We start from the raw sequence: 22,821 nt of genomic DNA on the forward strand, positions 1-22,821 counted from the left end.
AAAGCGCCACCCGACACAACAAACCGCACTCAAACGTGAATGTAGTCGAATTCGTTGAAAATCGGTCCTGAACGGACTTTAACAAGGAATAAAAATCGCCATGTTATTACCCTGGCTAATATTAATTCCCTTCATCGGCGGCTTCCTGTGCTGGCAGACTGAACGCTTTGGCGTGAAGATGCCGCGCTGGATCGCGCTGATCACCATGGGATTGACGTTTCTGCTTGGCCTGCAGTTGTGGATGCAGGGCGGCTATTCTCTCACGCAATCTACCGGTATTCCGCAGTGGCAGTCAGAATTCGTGATGCCGTGGATCCCGCGCTTCGGCATTAGCATTCATCTGGCGATCGACGGTTTGTCGTTGCTGATGGTGGTGCTGACCGGGCTGCTCGGGGTGCTAGCGGTGCTCTGTTCATGGCGCGAAATCGAGAAGTATCAGGGCTTTTTCCATCTTAACCTGATGTGGATCCTGGGCGGCGTTATCGGCGTGTTCCTCGCCATCGACCTGTTCCTGTTCTTCTTCTTCTGGGAAATGATGCTGGTGCCGATGTATTTCCTGATAGCACTCTGGGGCCATAAGGCTTCCGACGGGAAAACGCGTATCACGGCGGCAACCAAGTTCTTCATTTATACCCAGGCGAGCGGGCTGGTGATGCTGATTGCCATTCTGGCGCTGGCGTTTGTTCACTTCAACGCCACCGGCGTATGGACCTTCAATTACGAAGAGCTGCTGAAGACACCGATGTCGCACGGTGTGGAATACCTGCTGATGCTGGGCTTCTTTATCGCTTTTGCGGTGAAAATGCCGGTGGTTCCGCTGCACGGTTGGTTACCGGACGCGCACTCTCAGGCACCGACCGCCGGTTCCGTTGACCTCGCCGGGATCTTGTTGAAAACCGCGGCCTACGGTCTGCTGCGTTTTGCGCTGCCGCTGTTCCCGAACGCTTCCGCTGAATTTGCACCTATTGCCATGTGGCTGGGCGTTATCGGCATTTTCTACGGCGCGTGGATGGCTTTCAGCCAGTACGACATCAAACGTCTGATTGCCTACACATCCGTTTCCCATATGGGCTTTGTACTGATTGCTATCTACACCGGCAGCCAGTTGGCTTATCAGGGCGCGGTGATTCAGATGATTGCGCACGGTCTGTCCGCAGCCGGTCTGTTTATCCTTTGCGGCCAGCTGTACGAACGTCTGCATACCCGTGATATGCGTCAGATGGGGGGGCTGTGGAGCAAAATTAAGTGGCTGCCGGCGCTGTCGATGTTCTTTGCCGTAGCAACGCTCGGTATGCCGGGCACCGGTAACTTTGTTGGCGAATTTATGATTCTGTTCGGCAGCTACCATACCGTGCCGGTGATTACGATTATCTCCACTTTCGGTCTGGTGTTCGCTTCCGTTTATTCGCTGTCGATGCTGCATCGCGCGTACTTTGGTAAAGCAAAAAGCGAAATTGCCGCAAAAGAATTGCCGGGAATGTCCCTGCGTGAATTGTCTATCGTTCTGCTGTTGGTTGTTCTGCTGGTGCTGCTGGGTTTCTTCCCGCAGCCGATTCTGGACACCTCGCACTCTGCGATGAGTAACATTCAGCAGTGGTTTGTTAATTCTGTTTCTACTACAAGGCCGTAATTCGCCATGACAATAACTCCACAACAACTGATCGCACTGCTACCGCTGCTGATCGTCGGCTTGACGGTGGTGGTTGTGATGCTCTCCATTGCGTGGCGACGCAATCATTTCCTCAATGCCACGCTATCGGTTCTCGGCCTCAACGTCGCGCTAGTCTCACTTTGGTTCGTGGGGCAGAACGGGGCGATGGACGTGACGCCGCTGATTCGTGTTGACGGCTACTCCATGCTCTATACCGGGCTGGTGCTGCTGGCGAGTCTGGCGACCTGTACCTTTGCTTATCCGTGGCTTGAGGGTTACAAGGACAATAAAGAAGAGTTCTACCTGCTGGTGCTGATCGCCGCGTTGGGCGGTATTCTGCTGGCGGGCGCTAACCATCTGGCGGCGTTGTTCCTCGGTATTGAGCTTATCTCTCTGCCGCTGTTCGGTCTGGTTGGCTACGCCTTCCGTCAGAAACGCTCGCTGGAAGCCAGTATCAAATACACCATTCTGTCTGCCGTCGCCTCTTCTTTCCTGCTGTTCGGTATCGCGCTGGTGTACGCGAACTCCGGTAACCTGTCCTTCCTCGCCCTTGGTAAGAACCTGGCTGACAGCACGCTGCATGAACCGTTGCTGCTGGCGGGTGTGGGCTTGATGATTGTGGGTCTGGGCTTCAAGCTGTCGCTGGTGCCGTTTCACCTGTGGACGCCGGACGTCTACCAGGGCGCGCCTGCGCCGGTATCAACCTTCCTGGCGACCGCCAGCAAGATTGCTATCTTTGGCGTGGTGATGCGTCTGTTCCTGTATGTGCCAGTCGGCAACAGCGAGGCGGTACGCGTGGTGCTGGGCCTTATCGCCTTCGCGTCGATTATCTTCGGTAACCTGATGGCGCTGAGCCAGACCAATATCAAGCGTCTGCTCGGCTACTCTTCTATCTCCCATCTTGGCTATTTGCTGGTGGCGCTGATTGCCCTGCAGAGCGGCGAGATGTCGATGGAAGCGGTGGGCGTCTATCTGGCTGGTTACCTGTTCAGCAGCCTCGGCGCGTTCGGTGTAGTGAGCCTGATGTCCAGTCCGTATCGCGGGCCGGATGCGGATTCGCTCTATTCATATCGCGGCCTGTTCTGGCATCGCCCGATTCTGTCGGCGGTGATGACGGTGATGATGCTGTCTCTCGCCGGTATTCCGATGACGCTGGGCTTTATCGGTAAGTTCTACGTGCTGGCGGTCGGTGTGCATGCGCACCTGTGGTGGCTGGTAGGGGCGGTGGTTGTCGGTTCGGCAATTGGTCTCTACTACTATCTGCGCGTGGCGGTGAGCCTGTATTTGAGCGCACCGGAGAAACTCAATCGCGATGCGCCGTCTAACTGGCAGTATAGCGCCGGGGGCATCGTAGTGCTGATTTCCGCGCTGCTGGTGCTGGTGCTTGGCGTATGGCCGCAGCCGCTGATTAGCATCGTGCAGCTGGCGATGCCGCTGATGTAACCTGACGACTAACTGAGAAAAAGGATCGCTTCGGCGGTCCTTTTTTTATCGGTGAAAAATGTATGGGTATTTTCTTTAATATTCGTATTTGTCATGCGGTTTGTCATATTAATCTCACTTTACGTTTCCCCTCACGCTCTTATTTTCCGTACTATTATTACTACGCACACTATTGTGTTTTTTTGATGGAGAAAGTGAATGAAAACAAGGCGTAAGCATTTAACCATCGGGGAAGTTGAGCGTCTGGTTGATGCGGCAAGGCGAGGGGCGAACCCGCAGCGCGATGTCTGTTTATTGTGGATGTGTTTTAACCATGGCTGTCGGGTGAGCGAAATTCGTCACTGGAAGCTATCTGATATCGATATTCAAAGCGGGGTTATTTATATTCGGCGGCTTAAAAATGGCTTTTCAACAACCCATCCTATTTATAAGCGGGAGGAGACGGTTCTCCGTGAATGGTTAAATGTGCGTAAGGATTATCCAGGTAATAACTCAGGTTGGCTTTTTTTATCTCGCAATGGCCAGCCTCTATCGCGGCAGAGAATATATCAGATGATGAAGAACCTTAGCCTGGATACGCAGCTGGAAATCAACGCCCATCCGCATATGCTGCGCCATGCATGCGGTTTTGCTCTGGCGAATAATGGGGTGGATACACGCTTAATCCAGGATTTTCTCGGCCATCGGAATATTCAGCACACGGTTATTTATACGGCAAGTAATGATGCGAGGTTTAGGGAGGTTTGGTAAATGAAATAGTCATTTTGTATCAAACTGACTCCTATGCTATCCATGGGCAGTAACAATGTCAATTTTCAATTAACATTTTTTTTCCTTATGTTTTTCATGTGCTTATATTAAGTATATCTAAATTATATTTTTTATGTTTTTTAATTGGTTTTGTGTATGTGTTTTTTGAAAAACTCAGTTTGCGATTTTTTAGTTTTTTATCGTGTTTATTAGGGTTTCCCCTGGCGAATATGAATTTAAATATGCCTTCCCTGGCAATTTCTCTTTCTGTTAATTGAAGTGGTCAAATTGATACAAAATGACCACTTCAAAATATTATATCCATTTCATGGGTCAATGTTTTGTCGCGTTATTAATATCAAGCGTAAATAAAAGGATGCGCACGGTATTGCGCTTTTAAGTTAATGCATTGACTGCATTGAAAAGGATTAATCATGAAAAAAACATTACTTGTTGCTGTTGTTGCTGCTTGCGCGACGTTCTCTGGTGCTGCGCTGGCAGATGACGGTCAGGTGAAGTTTCTTGGCAGCATCATTGACGCTGGCTGCGACGTGGTCAACGACCTTTCTAACCCACTGGAAGTCCAGATGGGACAGATCGCTAAAACGGCGTTTACCGGTACTGGTTCTACTGCGGCTGAGCAAGGTTTCGATATTAAACTGGAAAACTGCCCGACTACTGTTACCAAAGCATCGGTACTGTTCTCCGGTACTAACGTTGACGGTGACAATGAAAAGCTGAAGTTGACCACCGAGACTGATGTTGCTACAGGCGTAGCTCTGCAGCTGGTTGATGGTAGCACTAACAGTACTCTGCCGCTGTTCACCCGTTCTACCAGCCTGACCATCCCATCAACTGGCAATATCGATCTGCCGTTCCGCGTGCGTTATATCCAGACCGACGCGACTGTTGTTGCTGGTAAAGCTAACGGTAGCGCCAACTTCACTATCAGCTACAACTGATTCTCCGTCTATTAGACCGTGCTAGCGAGCCGAAATCGGCTCGCTTTTCCAGGGAGCTGGAGATGAAACGATACCTGAAAGTGCTGATGGCTGGATGGCTGTTGGTGGGCGCTGCGGCACATGCGGGCGTCGTCACCGGCGGTACTCGCTTGGTTTATCCGGGCGGCAAAAAAGAGTCTTCCCTTAGCGTAACTAATAATGATGCAACGCCATACCTTATTCAAAGCTGGATAGAAGCGGATAACGGCACCGCCCCCTTCCTGTTGACACCGCCTTTGTTTCGCCTGGAAGGCGAGCAGCAAACCCGACTGCGGGTGATCTATAGCGGTGGATTGCCGGAAAACAAAGAAAGTATGTTCTGGATGAATATCAAAGCGATTCCATCCTCACAGGCTAAAGCTGGCACCAACACATTACAGATCGCCATTAAAACCCGTATCAAATTAATTTATCGGCCGAAATCCGTTACGGGAACGCCGGAAACAGTGACGGAGCAGCTTCGCTGGACGCGCAGCGGCAATACGCTACAGGTCACTAATCCCACCGCGTTTTATATGAATTTCGCCGAGGTGAAAATCGGTGGTGCAGAAGTCAAAGAAGCCAACTGGGTAGCGCCTGGCGCGACGGCGCGTTTTGATTTGCCGCGCGGCAACACAGGCTCTTTGCAGTGGAAACTGATTAATGATTACGGCGGTATTGGCGCGCAGCATAGCGTTAATTTGTAAAGGCTATCAGGCCAGGGAGTTCCAGAGAGAATGAAAAATAATCATAACAAATGGTGGCTTAACCGGATAGCCGGAGCTCTGGCCGTTGCCTTGATACCGTGGTGTGATGATGCGCTGGCGCGGGATGTGTTTAACCCGGCATTATTGGAAATGGATGGCCCGCAGACGGGCGTCAGGGATTTATCGGCTTACGAACACGCTGGAGGGCAGCAGCCGGGGACCTATCGGGTCGATGTTTACCTCAACAATATTTTTATGGAGACCCGGGATGTCGCTTTTCAACAAAGCCGGATCCAGGGGGAAACTTCACTGCAGCCCTGCCTGAAAGTTGAAGAACTCGCTGAATGGGGCGTGCGCGTTAAGCAATTCCCTGAATTAGGCCGTAAATCGGCGGACTGCGCGGATCTGGAAGTTATACCCCAGGCAAAGGCAGACTTTCGCTTTAGTCAGCAGCGTTTGTTATTGAGTTTTCCTCAGGCGGCGGTTTCCAGCGCGGCGCGGGGCTGGGTTGACCCGAAGCAGTGGGATGACGGTATTAGCGCACTTCTGCTGAACTACTCATTCAGCGGGGCAAACAACTGGTCGCGCAAGAACGACATGCCGGACAGCGATAATCAATACGTTAACCTGCGTCCCGGTATCAACATCGGACCGTGGCGTTTGCGCAACTACACGACCTGGAATCGCAGCAGCAGCGGCGGGGAATCCAATAACAGCTGGGACACGGTTTATACCTATGCGCAGCGCAATATCAATGCCCTGCAAGGGGTGATGACGCTGGGCGACAGCAGCACCGACGCCGACGTTTTTGAAGGCATTCCCTTCCGCGGGGCGATGCTGGCTTCCGATGACGATATGTTGCCGGAAAGCCTGCGCGGCTATGCGCCGGTAGTGCGCGGGATTGCGCGTACCAATGCGCAGGTCATTATTCGTCAGAACGGCTATGAGATTTACCAGACCTACGTCTCCCCCGGCGCGTTCGAAATCACCGATATGTATCCGACCGGCGGCTCGGGCGATTTATCGGTCACCATTAAAGAATCCGATGGCAGCGAGCAAAATCTGATTGTTCCTTATGCTTCACTGCCTGTCCTGCAGCGCGAAGGCCGCCTCAAATATAGTGTGACTTCCGGCGTATACCGGGCCTACGACAATAGTATTGATGAAACGCCGCTCACTCAGGCGACGGCTATTTACGGCCTGTCGTCGGGGGTAACCCTTTACGGCGGCGGCCAATTTAGCAGCAAATATCAGTCGCTGGCGCTGGGGGTGGGGAAAAACCTCGGCGAGCTTGGCGCCGTATCGACCGACGTCACCCAGGCCTGGTCGAACCGCCAGGATCAAGACAAAGAGAGCGGTCAGTCGGTACGTATCCGTTACAGCAAAGATCTCCCGGGCTTAGGCACCAACGTCTCCCTGGCAGGATATCGCTATGCGACCAGCGGTTACTGGGATATGCAGGAGGTGCTGGATACCTATCGGGACGATAATTATACCCCTTCAATCGAACGGCGGCGCAACCGGGGAGAAGTCACGCTCAGCCAGAGCCTTGGTGACGAAATGGGCTCGATGTCGCTGAGCTATATCCGCGAAGACTACTGGAACACCGGGCGTACCATGGAGTCGGTGGGCGTGGGATACAACAATAGCTGGCACGGTGTCAGCTATAGCATTAACTACAGTTACAACCGTAATACCACCGATCAGGATACCGGAAAACGCAACGATGAAGACCACCTGTTCGCGCTGAGCATCAGCGTGCCTCTGGGGGAATGGCTACCGAAACCGGTTTATGCCAACTACTCCCTGAACAGCAGCAAAAATGGTTCAACCAGCAATAATCTGGGCCTTTCCGGTACTCTTCTGGAGCGAAATAACCTGAGCTGGAGCGTACAGGAAGGATACACCAGCCAGGGAAGAGGAGAGAGCGGCAGCGTTAATGCGGACTGGCGCGCGACCTATGGTGAGCTTACCGGCGGCTACAGCCATGATAAATACAGCCATCGTCTGAACTACGCCCTGCGTGGCGGAGTCCTGGCGCATGAAAATGGCCTGACGCTGGGGCAGCCTTTTGGTGAAACCCTCGCTTTAGTCAAAGCGCCAGGCGCCTCGGGCGTTGGCGTGAATAACCAGACCGGCGTCAGGACCGACTGGCGGGGCTATGCCGTGGTGCCTTATACCTCGCCGTATCGTAAGAATATATTGACCCTTGATACCAGCACCATGCCGGACGATGTCGATCTTGAGCTAACCACTCAGACGGTGGTGCCAACCCGTGGGGCGGTGGTTCGCGCAAGTTATGACACCAGCGTAGGTAGCCGGGTGCTGATGACGGTGCGTTGGGCTAATGGTCAGCCGGTACCTTTCGGTGCCATGGTCAGCGTACCTGGAGCCGCGACGTCAGAGTCGGCATTTATCGTTGGCGAAGGCGGACAGGTCTACCTGAGCGGGCTGGAGTCTAACGGGGCACTTAATGTGAAATGGGGAGCGGGTGCACAAGAACGCTGTCGGATTCAGTATGCGCTGCCGTCAGGTAAAACCCTCACCGGCATTATTGTAGCCCAGGGGCTATGCCGTTAATCGAAAGGATGCAGAGACAATGAAACGATTTTCATGGGGAATATTAGCGGGCTTGACGGCGCTGGCGATATCGCCGCAGGCGATGGCGGCTACCGGGTGGTGCCAGAATAATAGTGGCGCTCCTTTTCAGGACAGCTTTTCTTTTGTTCAAACGTTTACTAATCCTTCGCAAAACCAGACTGGGATGGAGTTCAACCGACTTTATAATTGGAGCACAGGCGGAACCTACCAGGCAAAATGTGATTGCGATACCACTAGCGGTACCGTGCTGTATAAAACGACGATTCCAGGGTTGGTGGCGACGCAGACCCGCAGTGGACTCAATTTCTATCGGCTTAATCAATATCTGGAAATTGCCAGCGAGTTATATATTGCGGGAAATTTGAATCAATACGTCCCAACACCCGTGCAGGATAAAAGTAATTTATATGATAATCCAACGGCTTGTAATTCCGGGGGCGGCCCCTTTGATACGGGCTCTCGAGGATATATATCACTCTATTTTACCCGCCCCTTTGTTGGCCAGGTGACGATTCCACCAACGATTATCCTGAATGTTTATGGGACAAGGAAAGCGGGTAGTTATAGCTCTATTCCAATGACGCAGATCTCAATGAGCGGTTCCGTTACGGTACCGCAATCCTGCGAGATTAATACCGGTCAACCGATTAACGTCGATTTTGGCGATATTGCTGCCAACAACTTTAAAACGGTGAACCAGATGCCGACGGGCTTTACCCCGCATACAGTAAATATGACGATAGCCTGTACCAATATTTCTGCTGGGGTAAAAGTCTCGCTCTCATTCCAGGGTTCGGCAGATAGCCATGACAACAGCGCATTGGCGACGACCAATAGCGATATTGCGGTACGGATTGAAAATATTACCGGTGTCAAAATCCCTATGATTTCGGGTTTACTGCCGGTCAATATGAATTATACGAATCAGACCGGCGATACGACCATGAAAATTTATCCAATTAATACTACCGGTAATTTACCTGCGGGGGGCGGATTTACTGCAACTGCAACCATTCAGGCTGAAATTGAATAACAGGAGCGAATAATGAACAAGGCACTATGGCTGGCATTATTGCTGCCCGTTTTTTCCTCCTGGGGAGGAATACCTCTGAATGTTACAGGTAATATTTATTTTCTTCCCTGTGACGTAAGCGCCGATACGAAAAATCAGGAGGTGAATTTTGGTACGCTCCTGAATATTGACTTTCAAACAGCAGGTGATGCTTCAGCATGGAAAACCTTTAACCTGAACGTGGAAAATTGCCCGGCGGGTACCACCAAAGCGACGGTGAAATTCGATGGCGTAACGGACGGCGATGATGCCACGCATTTCGCCAATATGGCGGCCAGCGATGCGGCGCAGAATATTGCGCTACAGATAACGAATACCGACCATTCCAGGACCTATAAAAATCAAGACAAGATGACCATTACTATTAACAGTAGTACCGGGAAGGGAGAGTTTCCTTTGGCTGCTCGCTTATATTCAACCCAGGGTGGAGCAACGGTCGGGACATTCGAGTCGGTGGTGCAGTTGACATTTACCTATCAGTAATTTTATGAGTTAAATGGATGAAAAGGAATGACGTATGCAGGAAGAAATAGAATATCTGAGCGTAAAAGATGTTGAGCGTCTGACTCTTGCAGCACAATATTGTGCTCATCCGGAAAGAAATAGCTGTATGATTCAGATGTGTTTTTTGCATGGTTTTAGAATTAATGAAATTACGGCATTAACATTGAGTGATGTCGACTTTCCCGGGAAGCGAATCTATATTCATCGGGCTCGTCACGGTGTTTCAGGTTATCATCCTTTGCAGCCGAAAGAGGTTATTTCTTTGCAGCGTTGGCTGCTGGCTCGGGAATGTTACCCGGCCCATAGCGATCTTCTTTTTCTCTCCTCAAGGGGAAATAAGATGACCCGACAGCGTTTCTATCAAATTATTCGTGAATGCTGTGAACTAGCGAGGCTAAAGCAGAATGTTCACCCACGAATGCTGCGTCATGCCTGTGGCTATGAACTGGGTAAGAAAGGCATTGATGACGATTCTATTCAGGATTACCTTGGCTATCGGAATTTAAAATCTATCCTGCGTTATAACGGTTATGTTGAAGAGTAATTTAGGGGCGTAAACGCGGCGGCCGTTATTCACCGCGCTACGCCCGCTTTTAGTCCACGGTATAGGCCAGAAAATCTTCCGCTAACACAGTTGACGGAAAAACCTCCTGACATTCCGCAAGAAGGCGCTGACAGCCCTCAACATCATAGCGTGAGCTAAAATGAGTGGCGATAAGCGTACCGACGCCCGCATCGCGCGCCAACGCGGCCGTCTGTTGACTGACTGAATGCCCGCGGCTGTTGGCTTTTTCCGCCATTGCCTGCTCCAGAGTGACCTCATGGACCATGACATCCACGCCGCGTGCCAGTTCCAGCGCCTCCGGGCAGGGTGCAGTGTCGCCGAAAATCGCCAGCGTTTTTCCCGGTGTCGCCGGACCAAGATAGCGGCTACCGTCAATTATCCGCCCATCTTCCAGCTCAACCGTTAATCCTTGCTTTAAACGGTGGAACAACGGACCGGAGGGGACGCCGTCAGCGATAAGCCGGGCGGCATCAAGAGCGCCTGGTTTATCGTGCTGCTCAATTCGATAGCCATAACACTCGACCGGATGATTTAACGGATATGCACTAACCCGATAGCCCTGTTCATCAAACACCAAACCAGGCCCGACCTCGACGATGGTTAGCGGATAATCGGTCCAGGAACCGCTAAGGCGCAGCGCGGTTTCTACGAACTCCTTAAGCCCTTTTGGCCCATACAGAGTCAGCGGCAGCGAATTGCCCTGCATCGAACGGCTGCACAGCAGGCCGGGAAGGCCGAACAGATGGTCGCCATGGAGATGAGTGATGAAAATTTTATTCAGTTTGCCAGGATGATAAGGGGTATATAGAAACTGATGCTGTGTTCCCTCCCCGCAGTCGAACAGCCACATCTCAGCCATTGTTGGCTGTTGCAAATTCAGCACTATCGACGTCATATTACGCGTACGGGTGGGCACGCCAGCGGATGTCCCCAAAAAGAGTAATTCCATCGTCCTGTGTCCTTAGGGCGTGAGTCAAAAAACAGAGTATACCCGTCATACTTCAAGTTGCATGTGTGTTGGCTGCACTCGTTCACCCCAGTCACTTACTCATGTAAGCTCCTGGGGATTCGCTCGCTGGCCGCCTTCATGCCACTTGAATTATTTAGGGTTAAAATTTATTAAGGAACCGCAGATGATGACATGGCAGGATCTTCACCACGCCGAACTGACCGTCCCACAGCTTTATGCCCTGCTGAAATTACGCTGTGCGGTGTTCGTTGTCGAACAAACCTGCGCCTATCTGGACGTCGATGGCGACGACCTGGTCGGAGAGAATCGCCATATTCTAGGCTGGCGCGGTGAGGAGCTGGTGGCCTACGCGCGCATCCTTAAGAGTGAAGATGAGTTTGAGCCGGTAGTGATTGGTCGGGTGATTGTCAGCCCGACGGTGCGTGGCGAAAAGCTAGGCTATCAGCTGATGGAGCAGGCGCTGGCCAGCTGTCGCCAGAACTGGCCGCAAAAGGCCATTTATCTCGGGGCCCAGGCGCACCTGCAAAAATTCTACGAGAGCTTCGGTTTTGTACCGGTTACCGAGGTTTACGATGAGGACGGTATCGACCACATCGGCATGGCGCGCGAAATTGCCACCCACTAACGTCGGACACGCGGACTAAAAGCCGCTCCCTCATCGGGGGTACTGCTATTTCAGCGTGGTACCCCGTATAATATGGGGTTTTTACTCCGTGGAGGTTTGCGTGCTGTCTGTTTCCACCGCGCTGGAAAGCCTGTTCGGCTGCCTGGCTGAAGATTTCCCGCCATCGCCCGGCACGCGAATTTTCGATATCCCCTTTGCGCTGAATGACGCTTTTGACCCATTGTTGTGGTGCAGTCATCAGCCGGTGTGGCCGCAATTCTACTGGCAGCAGCGTAACGGTGATGAAGAACTCGCCGCGCTGGGAGCGGTAAAAACCTTTCCTTCTTTAGTTCAGGCGAATGCTTTTTTACAGCAACAGGGGCGCGACGATCTGCGGATTTGCGGCCTTAACGCGTTTGACCCGCAGCGGGGAATGTTGATACTGCCGAGGCTGGAGTGGCGTCGCCTGGGCGGTAAAGCCACCCTGCGGCTGACGCTGTGCAGCGACACTTCGCTTAATGACGATGCCCATGCGGCGCGTGAATTCCTCCATTTTTTAATAGCAGAACAATCGCTCCCCGCGGCGATGCCCTCCCTGTTAAGTGAACAGCACTTTCCAGCCTGGCCGAAGTGGCGGGCGCTGGTTGAACAAGCAACACAGACTATAGCTGGCGGGAAAATGGACAAAGTGGTACTGGCCCGCGCCACCGATTTACATTTTTCTGCCCCGTTAAATGCGGGCGCGATCGTCGCCGCCAGCCGCCGCAGTAATCTCAACTGCTATCACTTTCTGATGGCTTTTAATTCACAGCAAGCCTTTTTCGGCGCGACGCCGGAGCGGCTGTGGCGTCGGCGCGGCGCGCTGTTGCGCACCGAGGCGCTGGCGGGGACCGCTGCCAGCCATGAGAACGATCGTCAGGCACAAAAGCTGGCAGACTGGCTGATGAATGATGATAAAAACCAGCGCGAAAATATGCTGGTGGTGGAAGATATCTGTCAGCGTATGCAGGGGGAGACTCGCGTGCTGGACGTGCTGCCGCCGCAGGTCGTGCGTCTGCGTAAAGTGCAGCATCTGCGGCGCTGTATTTGGGCCGAGCTGGATAGACCTGATGACGCCCGCTGCCTGCACCGGCTCCAGCCCACGGCGGCGGTTGCCGGCTTACCACGACAGACGGCGCTGGATTTTATCACCCGCCACGAACCTTTTACCCGCGACTGGTATGCCGGTTCCGCTGGCTATCTGTCGCTGGCGCAAAGTGAATTTTGCGTCTCCCTACGCTCGGCGCAAGTAGATCAAGACAAGCTCAGATTGTACGCCGGGGCAGGAATCGTCAGCGGTTCGGACCCTGAACAAGAGTGGCTGGAAATTGACAATAAAGCGGCGGGATTGCGCTCGTTACTGCTTGCAGAAACCTAGATAAAACGATGCATATCAAAGCTCGATCACTTTGTATTATCTATACTTAGCCTCAATATTTGATACCGGACAAATTCATGTCAGTAAGCGCATTTAACCGACGCTGGGCGGCGGTGATCCTTGAAGCTTTAACGCGCCACGGCGTGCAGCATATCTGCATTGCGCCCGGCTCGCGCTCAACGCCCTTAACCCTGGCGGCGGCGGAAAACCGCGCTTTTATTCATCACACTCATTTTGACGAACGCGGCCTCGGCCATCTGGCATTGGGCCTGGCGAAAGCCAGCGGCCAGCCGGTGGCGGTAATTGTTACGTCCGGTACCGCCACGGCCAACCTCTATCCAGCGCTGATAGAGGCCGGATTGACTGGCGAGAAACTCATTTTGCTTACCGCTGACCGGCCACCGGAGCTGATCGACTGCGGTGCCAATCAGGCCATTCGCCAGCCGGGGATGTTTGCCTCGCATCCATCGCAGACGATATCGCTGCCGCGACCGTCGCAGGATATTCCGGCCCGCTGGCTGGTCTCTACCCTCGATCAGGCGCTTGGCGCGCTGCATTCCGGCGGCGTGCATATCAACTGCCCGTTTGCCGAACCGCTGTACGGCGATATGGACGATACCGGCGTCGAGTGGCAGCAGCAGCTAGGTGACTGGTGGCAGAGCGACAAACCGTGGCTGCGCCAGTCCCTGCATCTTTCAAGTGATAAGCAGCGCGACTGGTTTTTCTGGCGACAAAAACGCGGCGTGATCGTTGCCGGGCGCATGAGCGCCGAAGAAGGCAAGAAAGTGGCCGAATGGGCGAAAACGCTCGGCTGGCCGCTGATTGGCGACGTGCTCTCGCAAACCGGACAGCCGCTACCGTGCGCTGACCTGTGGCTCGGAAACGCAAAGGCGGTCAGCGAACTTGCGCAGGCGCAAATCATTGTCCAGTTGGGCAGCAGCCTGACCGGCAAACGCGTTTTGCAGTGGCAGGCGACCTGTGAGCCAGAAGAGTACTGGCTGGTGGATAACCTGCCGGGGCGGCTTGACCCGGCGCAGCATCGCGGTCGTCGTCTCGTCTGTTCCATCGATCGTTGGCTGGATCTACACCCGGCGGAAAAACGCCAGCCGTGGGCCTCCGCCATCCCTGAACTGGCGCGCCAGGCATGGCAGGCGGCGGTCGACAACAGCGAGTCCTTCGGCGAGGCCCAGCTGGCGCAAAGAATCCGTCGCTATCTGCCGGATCAGGGCCAGCTGTTTGTCGGCAACAGCCTGGTAGTACGCTTAATTGATGCGCTATCGCAGCTCCCGGCGGGCTACCCGGTTTATAGCAATCGTGGGGCCAGCGGAATTGATGGCCTGCTGGCGACGGCGGCTGGCGTGCAGCGTGCCAGCGCGCGTCCGACGCTGGTTATCGTCGGTGACCTGTCGGCGCTCTACGATCTTAACTCGCTGGCGCTGCTGCGTCAGGCATCTGCGCCGCTGGTGCTGATTGTCGTCAACAACAACGGTGGGCAAATTTTTTCTCTGCTGCCAACGCCGCAGGACCAGCGAAGCCAGTTCTATCTGATGCCGCAAAACGTCAATTTTGACCATGCGGCGGCGATGTTCAACTTACCTTATCATCGCCCCACGGGGTGGAGTGAACTCGAAAGTGCGCTGGATGGCGCCTGGCGTACTCCCGGCGCCACTCTGATTGAACTGGTGGTGAATGAAACCGACGGTGCGCAAACCTTACAACACCTGCTGGCGCAGGTGAGCCAGCTATGACGCTGCACGCGGTGGCTGAACAGGGCCTGCCGGGCTATCCGTGGCTGGTTTTTTTGCACGGATTTTCCGGCGATAGCCACGAGTGGCGCACCGTGGGCCAGGCGTTTAGCGCGTATCCGCGTTTGTATCTTGACCTTCCGGGCCACGGAGGTTCGGCGAATATCGAAGTGAGCGACTTTGCCGATGTCTGCCAGCTCCTTAAGAATACGCTGAATAGTTACAACATACTAAAGTACTGGCTGGTGGGGTACTCCCTTGGCGGACGGGTGGCGATGGCCTATGCCAGCCAGCCGCGTAAAGGTCTCTGCGGGCTGGTCGTCGAAGGCGGGCATCCGGGTTTACAGGATGACAACCAGCGTCTGCTGCGCCTGTGTAGCGATGCAGCATGGGCTGAACGTTTTCGCTGTGAGCCATTGGCGCAGGTTTTCTCCGACTGGTATCAGCAGCCGGTCTTTGCCTCCCTTGATGAGCCCCAGCGCGCGGCGCTGGTTGCACTGCGCAGCCGTAACAACGGGACGACTTTAGCGGCGATGCTGCTGGCGACCTCACTTGGTCAACAGCCCGATCTCCGTGGGGCATTACGCACTCGTGATTTCCCATTTCATTACCTTTGCGGCGAACGCGATGACAAGTTTCGCGCCATCGCGGATGAGCTATCCGCAACCACACACGTAATTAATCATGCCGGACACAACGCGCATCGGGAAAACCCTGCCGCAGTAGTTGCTTGTCTGGCGCAGTTTTTAGCGAGTTAACTGAAGGACACTCTATGATCTCTCTTGATGAAGCAATGCTTTACGCCCCGGTTGAATGGCAGGACTGTTCCGAAGGCTACACTGACATTCGTTATCAAAAGTCGGCGGATGGGATTGCTAAAATCACCATTAACCGCCCACAGGTCCGCAACGCCTTTCGCCCGCTGACCGTCAAAGAGATGATTCAGGCGCTGGCGGATGCCCGCTATGACGACAATATCGGCGTTATCGTCCTGACCGGCGAAGGCGACAAGGCGTTCTGTGCCGGTGGCGATCAGAAAGTTCGCGGCGACTACGGCGGATATCAGGATGACTCCGGTGTTCATCACCTCAACGTGCTCGATTTCCAGCGTCAAATTCGCACCTGCCCGAAACCCGTTGTGGCAATGGTCGCGGGTTACTCCATCGGCGGGGGGCACGTACTGCATATGATGTGCGACCTGACCATCGCTGCGGAAAACGCCATCTTCGGCCAGACCGGCCCGAAAGTCGGTTCCTTCGACGGCGGCTGGGGCGCGGCCTATATGGCACGTATTGTTGGGCAGAAAAAAGCTCGCGAAATCTGGTTCCTGTGCCGTCAATACGACGCGAAAGCCGCGCTGGATATGGGCCTGGTCAACACCGTGGTTCCGCTGGCGGACCTGGAAAAAGAGACCGTGCGCTGGTGTCGTGAAATGCTGCAAAACAGCCCGATGGCGCTGCGCTGCCTGAAGGCGGCGCTTAACGCTGATTGCGACGGTCAGGCGGGGCTGCAGGAGCTGGCGGGCAATGCCACTATGCTGTTCTATATGACCGAAGAGGGTCAGGAAGGGCGCAACGCGTTCAACCAGAAGCGTCAGCCGGACTTCAGCAAATTTAAACGGAATCCATAATGCGACAGGCGCAAGTTTACCGCTGGCAGCTACCGATGGACGCGGGGGTGGTGCTGCGTGAACGGCGGTTAAAAACCCGCGATGGCTTGCTCCTGCGCTTGCGTGACGGCGAGCGCGAAGGCTGGGGGGAGATTTCTCCCCTGCCGGGATTCAGCCTTGAAACGCTGGACGAAGCGCAGGCGGCGCTGCTTACCTGGGCGCAAGCCTGGCGTGATGGCGAAGACGCTGCGCTGCCAGTGCCGCCTTCAGCGGCTTTCGGCGTGAGCTGCGCGCTGGCGGAACTGTGCGGTGAGCTGCCGCAGGCGGCGGATTATCGCGCCGCGCCGCTGTGTTCCGGCGACCCGGACGAGCTGTTTGCGAAGCTTTCGCTGATGCCTGGCGAGAAGGTGGCGAAGGTCAAAGTTGGCCTGTATGAGGCGGTGCGCGACGGCATGGTAGTGAACCTGCTGCTGGAAGCGATCCCTGATTTGACGTTGCGTCTTGATGCCAACCGTGCCTGGACGCCGCTGAAAGCCCAGCAGTTCGCCAAATACGTCGATCCGCAATATCGTGAGCGTATCGCCTTCCTTGAAGAACCCTGCAAAACTCGCGACGACTCGCGTGCTTTTGCACAGGAAACGGGTATCGCAATTGCCTGGGATGAGAGCCTGCGCGAGGCGGATTTTGAGTTTGCCGCCGAGCCGGGTTTGCGGGCCGTGGTGATTAAACCGACGTTGACCGGCAGCCTGCAAAAAGTGCAGCAGCAGGTGGCAACCGCTCATGCTCTGGGGCTGACGGCGGTTATCAGCTCATCCATTGAGTCGAGCCTGGGCCTGACGCAGTTGGCGCGGATTGCCGCCTGGCTGACGCCGCACACCATTCCCGGTCTGGATACTCTGAGCCTGATGCGTGGCCAACTGATTCGTCGCTGGCCGGAAAGCGACCTGCCGCGCCTGACCGTTGATGAGCTGGAGCCGTTGCTGTGACATTTAGCGACTGGCCCTGGCGTCACTGGCGTCAGCTGCGGGGAGAGGCGCAGGCGCTGCGTCTGAACGAGCAGCGCCTGAGTTGGCGAGAACTGTGCGCGCAAATTGATGCGCTGGCGGCGGGATTTCACGCCCAGGGCGTCAGCGAAGGCGATGGCGTGCTGCTTCGCGCTTACAATCAGCCGGAGGCCTTACTGGCGTGGCTGGCACTATTGCAGTGCGGCGCGCGCGTCCTGCCGCTGAATCCGCAATTGCCATCCGCTTTGTTAGCGGAACTGCTACCGTCGCTAAGCCTGCGTCATGCGCTGGCGCTAAACGGCGACGCTCTTGCGCTGATGTACAACCCACTGGCCCTGCAATTTGCGTCAGGCGAACACGCCGTTATCTGGCGCGAAGATCGCCTGGCCTCAATGACGCTAACTTCGGGGTCGACGGGTTTACCGAAAGTGGCGGTACATACTTTTCGCGCCCATCTCGCCAGCGCCGAAGGCGTGCTGGCGATGATCCCGCTTGCGCCGGAAGATGACTGGCTGCTGTCGCTGCCGCTGTTTCACGTTTCCGGTCAGGGCATTCTCTGGCGCTGGCTGCATGCGGGCGCTGTCCTGACGGCGCGTGACAAACAGCCGCTGGAGCAGGCATTGCAGGGCTGTACTCATGCCTCGCTGGTGCCGACTCAGCTCTGGCGTCTGCTCAACGATGATGGCGAAATTTCGTTAAAAGCGGTGTTGCTGGGCGGCGCGGCGATCCCGGTGGCGCTGACCGAGCAGGCGAAGGCGCGCGGTATCCGCTGCTGGTGCGGCTACGGACTGACTGAGTTTGCTTCCACGGTGTGCGCCAAAGAGGCCGATGGCCTGGCGGATGTCGGGCAGCCGCTGCCGGGACGCGAACTGCGGATTGTCGACGGTGAAGTCTGGCTGCGGGCCGACAGCATGGCTGAAGGCTACTGGCGCGATGAGCAAATAGTTCCACTGGTTAATGAACACGGCTGGTTTGCTACCCGCGATCGCGGCAGGCTTGATAACGGCAATCTGACCATTCTCGGAAGAATGGATAATCTCTTTTTCAGCGGCGGGGAGGGCATTCAACCGGAAGAGATGGAGCGGGTCATTGGCGCTCATCCGCAGATTCAGCAGGTCTTTATTGTACCGCTGGATGATGCCGAATTTGGACAGCGGCCGGTGGCGGTGGTGGAGTGCAGCGAACATTGCGACCCGGCAACCTTAGCAAGCTGGTGCGCTGATAAGCTGGCGCGTTTCCAGCAGCCGGTACGCTGGTTGCCACTGCCCGAAACGCTAAAAACCGGCGGCATTAAAATTTCCCGCCGGGCGCTACGTGAGTGGGTTAACCAGCAGGTAATACCGTAGTTCAGGACTGCTGAATGCTCAGTAGCTGCTTCGTGTGCCAGCGGCCCAGAACGAAAACGGTGGTCAGCGCGCCGAGTAGGGCGCAGAACATATCCGATTGGGTATCCCAGGGATCGCCCTGGGTGCCAAGAAACTCATCCGCGCCTTGCCCCAGTGCTAGCGCAGCCCACCATTCAATCAGCTCATAGACTGCGCTGATCGCCAGTGCAATACAGCAGACCACGAACGCGAGCATTTTGCGCCCGTGAACGTAGCCGCCGCGCAGCAAAATTTCCCTCGCCGCCAGCGCCGGGACCAGTCCCTGGAAAAAGTGTCCCAGCTTGTCGTAGGGATTGCGGCTCAAATCAAGCCAGGCCTGAACATCAAAGCCGATGGGCACTTTGGCGTAGGTGTACATCCCGCCAACCATTAAAATAATGGCGTGAAAGAAGATCAGTATGTAGAGCAGCGGCGTTAGCGGATAGCGTGAGTGCGTCGCCAGCAGCAAAGGAACGAGGATGATGACTGGCGTAACTTCCATTAGCCAGGTGAGCTTATCTCCCGCGCTGATGCCGGTATAAACAAGGATAAGTAGAAGCGCCAGGGCCGCGAATTTGATTAACGAGCCGGAAACCGTGGTGGTCATAATATATCGCCAGAAGTTTAAAGATGTTACTATCAGATGGATACCGGGAAAATACAATATTGAACGTTAGCGGCACGGTTCTCCTGAGTTGTCTTCCGGGAAAGGACGCCACTTTTAGCTCTGAACAAGGAGCATGGTTAAAGCCAGAACCGGCGCTGCATAAAGAGAGCTTTGACTAACCGACAGGGATGCACGGTAATGAAAAACAGGTTCCGTATTCTCGCCTTTTTCTGCGTTTTGTTGGCTCCGCCTTTCAACGCCTGGAGCGTTGACGACCCTTTCTCCAGCCATATTCGCGAGGACGATCGTCACTGGCGCGGGCAGGAAATTTGGCCGCAGGTGATTTACCGTTTTGACGCCTGGCGTTATATCGTGCTCGACAGAGGTAAGCTGGGGCGACACGGGCGGGCGCCGCGCTATTGTTCGGGGGTGATGTGGTATCTGGATACGCAACGGGATATTGTTTCGCGGATTGGCGATCTAACGCCAAACGAATGGACGACCCCAGAGACGGAGCGTTCAGGCAGCGTGCCTTATGGGCAGGCCGCACCGACGTCGTTTCGCTATGTCCACACGGCGCAGCAGTATGTCGTGGTGCCCAGAACCGGCTTGCCGCAAAAAATGGCCGACGGGCAGTTCCATTATCGCCTGTATGGTTTCAACGTTTCAGCCGACCACGGTAAAACCTGGATGTTTACCCCTATTCGCCTGCCGCGATTAGCGGATGAACGTCCGCAGGAGGAGATGGCGATGACGGTGGTCAATAACCAGATCTATCTGCAGCTACAAGAGGGGTACCTTGTCAGTTCAGACCTGTCTCGCGACAGCAGCTGGTCTTTTTATGATAATCAGCGCCAGAATAACCCGCCGCAGATCGATGAGTATCCCGGATGGAATGCGATGCGCTGTAGCGCGACCGCCCAGCTCAGCGGGCAGGAACGGCGCGAGTGGGACGATGCGCGCGCCAGAGTGCTGACCGCGGTGAACCCGTAACCCCGGTCAGCAGTGCGGTCGGGGGAGAACGGCGGAAGCCGCAATGCACGCTGTTTCCCGGAGGCGATGCTGCGCATCTGTCCGGGCTACCAGACCACAGACGACGGTGAACCTGTAGCCCGGCTAAGCGTAGCGCGAGCCGGGAAGCAGCCGCGCCTTGTCCGGGCTACCAGGCCGCAGACGGCACGGACCTGTAGCCCGGTCAGCGCAGCGCCACCGGGAAGATAGCGGATGCTGCAATGGCGTACCTGGAGGCGGATTCTGTCAGCTTCCCGGGAGATCTCCTTTCGTCATCAACTGGCGCTTGCGCCAGTACTTCACCAGCGGCGGAACCACGATAACCAGTACCGCCAGCAGCAGCAGGGTTTTCGTCACACCGCTTTGCCACAGAATCGCCATGTTGCCGTTGCTAATCGACAGCGCGCGGCGCAGATTCTGCTCCAGCATCTCGCCCAGCACGAAGCCTAAGATCAGCGGCGACATCGGGAAGTGCATTTTGCGCAGGATGTAGCCCAGCACGCCCAGCCCAACCATCAACAGCAGGTCGAAAGTGGTGCTGTGTACTGCGTAAACGCCAACCGCAGATACGGCGGCAATCGCCGGAACCAGAAACCACAGTGGAATGGTGAGCATGCGGGTAAAGAGGCCGATTAGCGGAATGTTCATAATCAGCAGCATTACGTTAGCGATCAACAGCGCGGCGATCAGGCCCCAAACAATGTCCGGTTGCTCGGTAAACATCGCCGGTCCTGGGGTGATGTTATATAAGGTCAGCGCGCCCATCATCACCGCAGTGGTCCCGGAACCAGGGACGCCGAGAGTGAGCATCGGAATAAACGACCCGCAGGCGGAGGCATTATTTGCCGCTTCCGGCGCCGCCACTCCGCGAATATCGCCTTTACCAAAGGAGTCGCTATTACCACTGAACTTTTTCTCAGTCATATAGGTGATGGCGCTGGCAATGGTTGCCCCCGCGCCCGGCAGGATACCAACAAAGAAGCCGACTACCGATGAGCGCAGCGTCGCGCCCACGCACTGGCCCGCTTCTTTGGCGTTAAACAGCATGCGCCCGGTTTTCCGTACCAGTTTCTGCCCGCCGCTGGTGCTTTCCAGCATCAGCAAAATTTCCGAGACCGAAAAGAGGCCAATCACTACCACGATAAACTGCACGCCATCGGAAAGATGAACGCTATCGAAGGTGAAGCGATAGACGCCAGTGTTGGCATCAACGCCCACCGTCGCCAACCCCAAACCGATTAACGCGGCGAGGAACGACTTCAGCGGATTCTGCGCCATCATGCTGCCAAGGCAGGCGATGGCGAAAATCATCAGCGCGAAATATTCCGCCGGGCCGAACGCCAGCGACCACTGGGCCAGCAGCGGGGCAAATAAAATCATCCCGATAATCGCGATAAGCGAACCGACAAACGAGCTCACCGCCGAGATGGACAACGCCACGCCGCCGCGCCCCTGCTGCGCCATAGGGTAGCCATCGATGGCGGTCATAATGGCGGCGGCATCGCCGGGCACATTGAGCAGAATCGACGAAATGCGCCCACCATATTCACAGCCAATATAGACCGTCGCCAGCAGAATAAGCGCCGACTCCGCAGGTAGATGCAGGGCAAAAGCCAGCGGCAGTAAAATCGCCACGCCGTTTATCGGACCCAGCCCCGGCAATAGCCCGACGATGGTGCCCACAAAGCAACCGATCAGCGCAATCATCAGGTTGCCCGGCGTCATGGCGACGGCGAAGCCTTGCGACAGATAAATCCAGATATCCATAAACTCCTCCGTTAAATTAGCCAGATGCCGAGCGGCAGGGTGACATCAAGCAGAGCGTCAAAGACGTACCACAGCGCGATGCCCATGATGATGCCAGCAACGCCAGCCGCAGGTAGGGTCGCGCCAAACAGCAGGCCGAAAACGGCGGTCAGCAGCGCGGTTGACAAGGGAAAACCCAGCCACTCAAACCCCCACGCATAGACCACCAGTGCCACCACCATCGTCAATAGACGTTGTAAAACCAGACGCCCCGGCCACGCCACGGCATCGGGCCGACGCAGGAGCATCAGCACAGAGCACAGCAGCATCAGGCCGATAATGCCCACCGGGAAAGGGCGGGGGCCGACGGGTTCATAGGCGTACTCGCTGTGGATTTGCCAGGCGATAAACATTCCACCCACGCAGAGCAGCAGCCATACTCCGGCAAAAATACGATCGCTCATCGCAACC

21 protein-coding genes are annotated in these 22,821 nt (G+C 55.3%); 17 read left to right on the plus strand and 4 right to left on the minus strand.

Going from position 1 to position 22,821, the window contains the following annotated elements; translation table 11 throughout:
* Positions 1–100 precede the first annotated feature (100 nt).
* The 9 genes from nuoM to HV213_RS09435 all read left to right on the plus strand — a co-directional run bounded on the left by nuoM (position 101) and on the right by HV213_RS09435 (position 10,252).
* Positions 101–1,630 (plus strand): NADH-quinone oxidoreductase subunit M, encoded by a 1,530-nt coding sequence (gene nuoM / locus HV213_RS09395; RefSeq protein WP_181485482.1) that lies wholly within the window; start codon positions 101–103, stop codon positions 1,628–1,630.
* A gap of 6 nt (positions 1,631–1,636) precedes the next feature.
* The gene (gene nuoN, locus HV213_RS09400) at positions 1,637–3,094 is read left to right on the plus strand and encodes an NADH-quinone oxidoreductase subunit NuoN (protein ID WP_112212994.1); all 1,458 of its coding nucleotides are present in this window, start codon (positions 1,637–1,639) and stop codon (positions 3,092–3,094) included.
* Positions 3,095–3,292: 198 nt separating this feature from the next.
* Entirely contained in the window at positions 3,293–3,844 is a 552-nt protein-coding gene (locus tag HV213_RS09405; protein ID WP_181485483.1) for a tyrosine-type DNA invertase, read from the plus strand.
* Between the two features lie 434 nt (positions 3,845–4,278).
* On the plus strand, positions 4,279–4,806 hold the full coding sequence (locus tag HV213_RS09410) for a fimbrial protein (RefSeq protein ID WP_181485484.1): 528 nt from the start codon (positions 4,279–4,281) through the stop codon (positions 4,804–4,806).
* Positions 4,807–4,868: 62 nt separating this feature from the next.
* Positions 4,869–5,531, plus strand: a complete 663-nt coding sequence (locus tag HV213_RS09415; protein WP_181485485.1) for a fimbrial biogenesis chaperone — start codon at positions 4,869–4,871, stop codon at positions 5,529–5,531.
* A gap of 30 nt (positions 5,532–5,561) precedes the next feature.
* The gene (locus HV213_RS09420; RefSeq protein ID WP_181485486.1) at positions 5,562–8,111 is read left to right on the plus strand and encodes a fimbria/pilus outer membrane usher protein; all 2,550 of its coding nucleotides are present in this window, start codon (positions 5,562–5,564) and stop codon (positions 8,109–8,111) included.
* 19 nt (positions 8,112–8,130) lie between these two features.
* Positions 8,131–9,165, plus strand: coding sequence for a fimbrial protein (locus HV213_RS09425; protein WP_181485487.1), 1,035 nt, complete (start codon positions 8,131–8,133; stop codon positions 9,163–9,165).
* A 12-nt stretch (positions 9,166–9,177) separates the two neighbouring features.
* Positions 9,178–9,687 carry a fimbrial protein gene (locus tag HV213_RS09430; protein WP_181485488.1) on the plus strand — a complete coding sequence of 170 codons (510 nt, stop codon included), beginning with the start codon at positions 9,178–9,180 and terminating at the stop codon, positions 9,685–9,687.
* A 34-nt stretch (positions 9,688–9,721) separates the two neighbouring features.
* Positions 9,722–10,252 carry a tyrosine-type recombinase/integrase gene (locus HV213_RS09435; protein ID WP_181485489.1) on the plus strand — a complete coding sequence of 177 codons (531 nt, stop codon included), beginning with the start codon at positions 9,722–9,724 and terminating at the stop codon, positions 10,250–10,252.
* A gap of 49 nt (positions 10,253–10,301) precedes the next feature.
* Here the strand turns inward: HV213_RS09435 and rnz are convergent, their stop codons facing one another.
* Complete coding sequence (gene rnz / locus HV213_RS09440; RefSeq protein ID WP_181485490.1) at positions 10,302–11,222, minus strand: ribonuclease Z; 921 nt, start codon at positions 11,220–11,222, stop codon at positions 10,302–10,304.
* A 184-nt stretch (positions 11,223–11,406) separates the two neighbouring features.
* Here rnz and HV213_RS09445 point away from each other — a divergent pair, with 184 nt between their 5' ends.
* From HV213_RS09445 to menE, 7 genes are all read left to right on the plus strand, one after another.
* The gene (locus tag HV213_RS09445; protein ID WP_181485491.1) at positions 11,407–11,868 is read left to right on the plus strand and encodes a GNAT family N-acetyltransferase; all 462 of its coding nucleotides are present in this window, start codon (positions 11,407–11,409) and stop codon (positions 11,866–11,868) included.
* A 100-nt stretch (positions 11,869–11,968) separates the two neighbouring features.
* Positions 11,969–13,264 (plus strand): isochorismate synthase MenF, encoded by a 1,296-nt coding sequence (menF, locus tag HV213_RS09450; protein WP_228288599.1) that lies wholly within the window; start codon positions 11,969–11,971, stop codon positions 13,262–13,264.
* A 77-nt stretch (positions 13,265–13,341) separates the two neighbouring features.
* Positions 13,342–15,012 carry a 2-succinyl-5-enolpyruvyl-6-hydroxy-3-cyclohexene-1-carboxylic-acid synthase gene (gene menD / locus HV213_RS09455; protein WP_181485492.1) on the plus strand — a complete coding sequence of 557 codons (1,671 nt, stop codon included), beginning with the start codon at positions 13,342–13,344 and terminating at the stop codon, positions 15,010–15,012.
* Positions 15,009–15,767, plus strand: a complete 759-nt coding sequence (gene menH, locus HV213_RS09460; protein ID WP_181485493.1) for a 2-succinyl-6-hydroxy-2,4-cyclohexadiene-1-carboxylate synthase — start codon at positions 15,009–15,011, stop codon at positions 15,765–15,767. The genes menD and menH overlap by 4 nt, the downstream gene beginning before the upstream one ends.
* A 14-nt stretch (positions 15,768–15,781) precedes the next feature.
* Positions 15,782–16,639: a 1,4-dihydroxy-2-naphthoyl-CoA synthase gene (gene menB, locus HV213_RS09465; protein ID WP_181485494.1), complete on the plus strand. Its 858-nt coding sequence runs from the start codon at positions 15,782–15,784 to the stop codon at positions 16,637–16,639.
* Positions 16,639–17,604, plus strand: coding sequence for an o-succinylbenzoate synthase (gene menC, locus HV213_RS09470; protein WP_181485495.1), 966 nt, complete (start codon positions 16,639–16,641; stop codon positions 17,602–17,604). The genes menB and menC overlap by 1 nt, the downstream gene beginning before the upstream one ends.
* Positions 17,601–18,968 carry an o-succinylbenzoate--CoA ligase gene (menE, locus tag HV213_RS09475; protein ID WP_181485496.1) on the plus strand — a complete coding sequence of 456 codons (1,368 nt, stop codon included), beginning with the start codon at positions 17,601–17,603 and terminating at the stop codon, positions 18,966–18,968. The genes menC and menE overlap by 4 nt, the downstream gene beginning before the upstream one ends.
* A gap of 1 nt (position 18,969) precedes the next feature.
* Here the strand turns inward: menE and HV213_RS09480 are convergent, their stop codons facing one another.
* On the minus strand, positions 18,970–19,593 hold the full coding sequence (locus tag HV213_RS09480) for a DUF2238 domain-containing protein (RefSeq protein WP_181485497.1): 624 nt from the start codon (positions 19,591–19,593) through the stop codon (positions 18,970–18,972).
* A 198-nt stretch (positions 19,594–19,791) separates the two neighbouring features.
* Here HV213_RS09480 and HV213_RS09485 point away from each other — a divergent pair, with 198 nt between their 5' ends.
* A complete protein-coding gene (locus HV213_RS09485) occupies positions 19,792–20,586 on the plus strand; it encodes a T6SS immunity protein Tli3 family protein (protein WP_181485498.1) in 795 nt (264 codons plus the stop codon).
* A 264-nt stretch (positions 20,587–20,850) separates the two neighbouring features.
* On the opposite strand, the gene HV213_RS09490 is transcribed toward HV213_RS09485, so the two are convergent.
* Both HV213_RS09490 and HV213_RS09495 read right to left on the minus strand, forming a co-directional pair.
* Positions 20,851–22,371 (minus strand): tripartite tricarboxylate transporter permease, encoded by a 1,521-nt coding sequence (locus HV213_RS09490; protein WP_181485499.1) that lies wholly within the window; start codon positions 22,369–22,371, stop codon positions 20,851–20,853.
* Positions 22,372–22,382: 11 nt separating this feature from the next.
* The gene (locus tag HV213_RS09495; RefSeq protein WP_181485500.1) at positions 22,383–22,814 is read right to left on the minus strand and encodes a tripartite tricarboxylate transporter TctB family protein; all 432 of its coding nucleotides are present in this window, start codon (positions 22,812–22,814) and stop codon (positions 22,383–22,385) included.
* Positions 22,815–22,821 lie beyond the last annotated feature (7 nt).

Source organism: Klebsiella sp. RHBSTW-00484, assembly GCF_013705725.1.
Taxonomy (GTDB): domain Bacteria; phylum Pseudomonadota; class Gammaproteobacteria; order Enterobacterales; family Enterobacteriaceae; genus Klebsiella.

Coding starts and splice junctions, on each gene's coding strand:
- nuoM (WP_181485482.1), top strand. CDS start 101: ATGTTATTACCCTGGCTAATATTAATTCCCTTCATCGGCGGCTTCCTG.
- nuoN (WP_112212994.1), top strand. CDS start 1,637: ATGACAATAACTCCACAACAACTGATCGCACTGCTACCGCTGCTGATC.
- HV213_RS09405 (WP_181485483.1), top strand. CDS start 3,293: ATGAAAACAAGGCGTAAGCATTTAACCATCGGGGAAGTTGAGCGTCTG.
- HV213_RS09410 (WP_181485484.1), top strand. CDS start 4,279: ATGAAAAAAACATTACTTGTTGCTGTTGTTGCTGCTTGCGCGACGTTC.
- HV213_RS09415 (WP_181485485.1), top strand. CDS start 4,869: ATGAAACGATACCTGAAAGTGCTGATGGCTGGATGGCTGTTGGTGGGC.
- HV213_RS09420 (WP_181485486.1), top strand. CDS start 5,562: ATGAAAAATAATCATAACAAATGGTGGCTTAACCGGATAGCCGGAGCT.
- HV213_RS09425 (WP_181485487.1), top strand. CDS start 8,131: ATGAAACGATTTTCATGGGGAATATTAGCGGGCTTGACGGCGCTGGCG.
- HV213_RS09430 (WP_181485488.1), top strand. CDS start 9,178: ATGAACAAGGCACTATGGCTGGCATTATTGCTGCCCGTTTTTTCCTCC.
- HV213_RS09435 (WP_181485489.1), top strand. CDS start 9,722: ATGCAGGAAGAAATAGAATATCTGAGCGTAAAAGATGTTGAGCGTCTG.
- rnz (WP_181485490.1), bottom strand. CDS start 11,222: ATGGAATTACTCTTTTTGGGGACATCCGCTGGCGTGCCCACCCGTACG.
- HV213_RS09445 (WP_181485491.1), top strand. CDS start 11,407: ATGATGACATGGCAGGATCTTCACCACGCCGAACTGACCGTCCCACAG.
- menD (WP_181485492.1), top strand. CDS start 13,342: ATGTCAGTAAGCGCATTTAACCGACGCTGGGCGGCGGTGATCCTTGAA.
- menH (WP_181485493.1), top strand. CDS start 15,009: ATGACGCTGCACGCGGTGGCTGAACAGGGCCTGCCGGGCTATCCGTGG.
- menB (WP_181485494.1), top strand. CDS start 15,782: ATGATCTCTCTTGATGAAGCAATGCTTTACGCCCCGGTTGAATGGCAG.
- menC (WP_181485495.1), top strand. CDS start 16,639: ATGCGACAGGCGCAAGTTTACCGCTGGCAGCTACCGATGGACGCGGGG.
- HV213_RS09480 (WP_181485497.1), bottom strand. CDS start 19,593: ATGACCACCACGGTTTCCGGCTCGTTAATCAAATTCGCGGCCCTGGCG.
- HV213_RS09485 (WP_181485498.1), top strand. CDS start 19,792: ATGAAAAACAGGTTCCGTATTCTCGCCTTTTTCTGCGTTTTGTTGGCT.
- HV213_RS09490 (WP_181485499.1), bottom strand. CDS start 22,371: ATGGATATCTGGATTTATCTGTCGCAAGGCTTCGCCGTCGCCATGACG.
- HV213_RS09495 (WP_181485500.1), bottom strand. CDS start 22,814: ATGAGCGATCGTATTTTTGCCGGAGTATGGCTGCTGCTCTGCGTGGGT.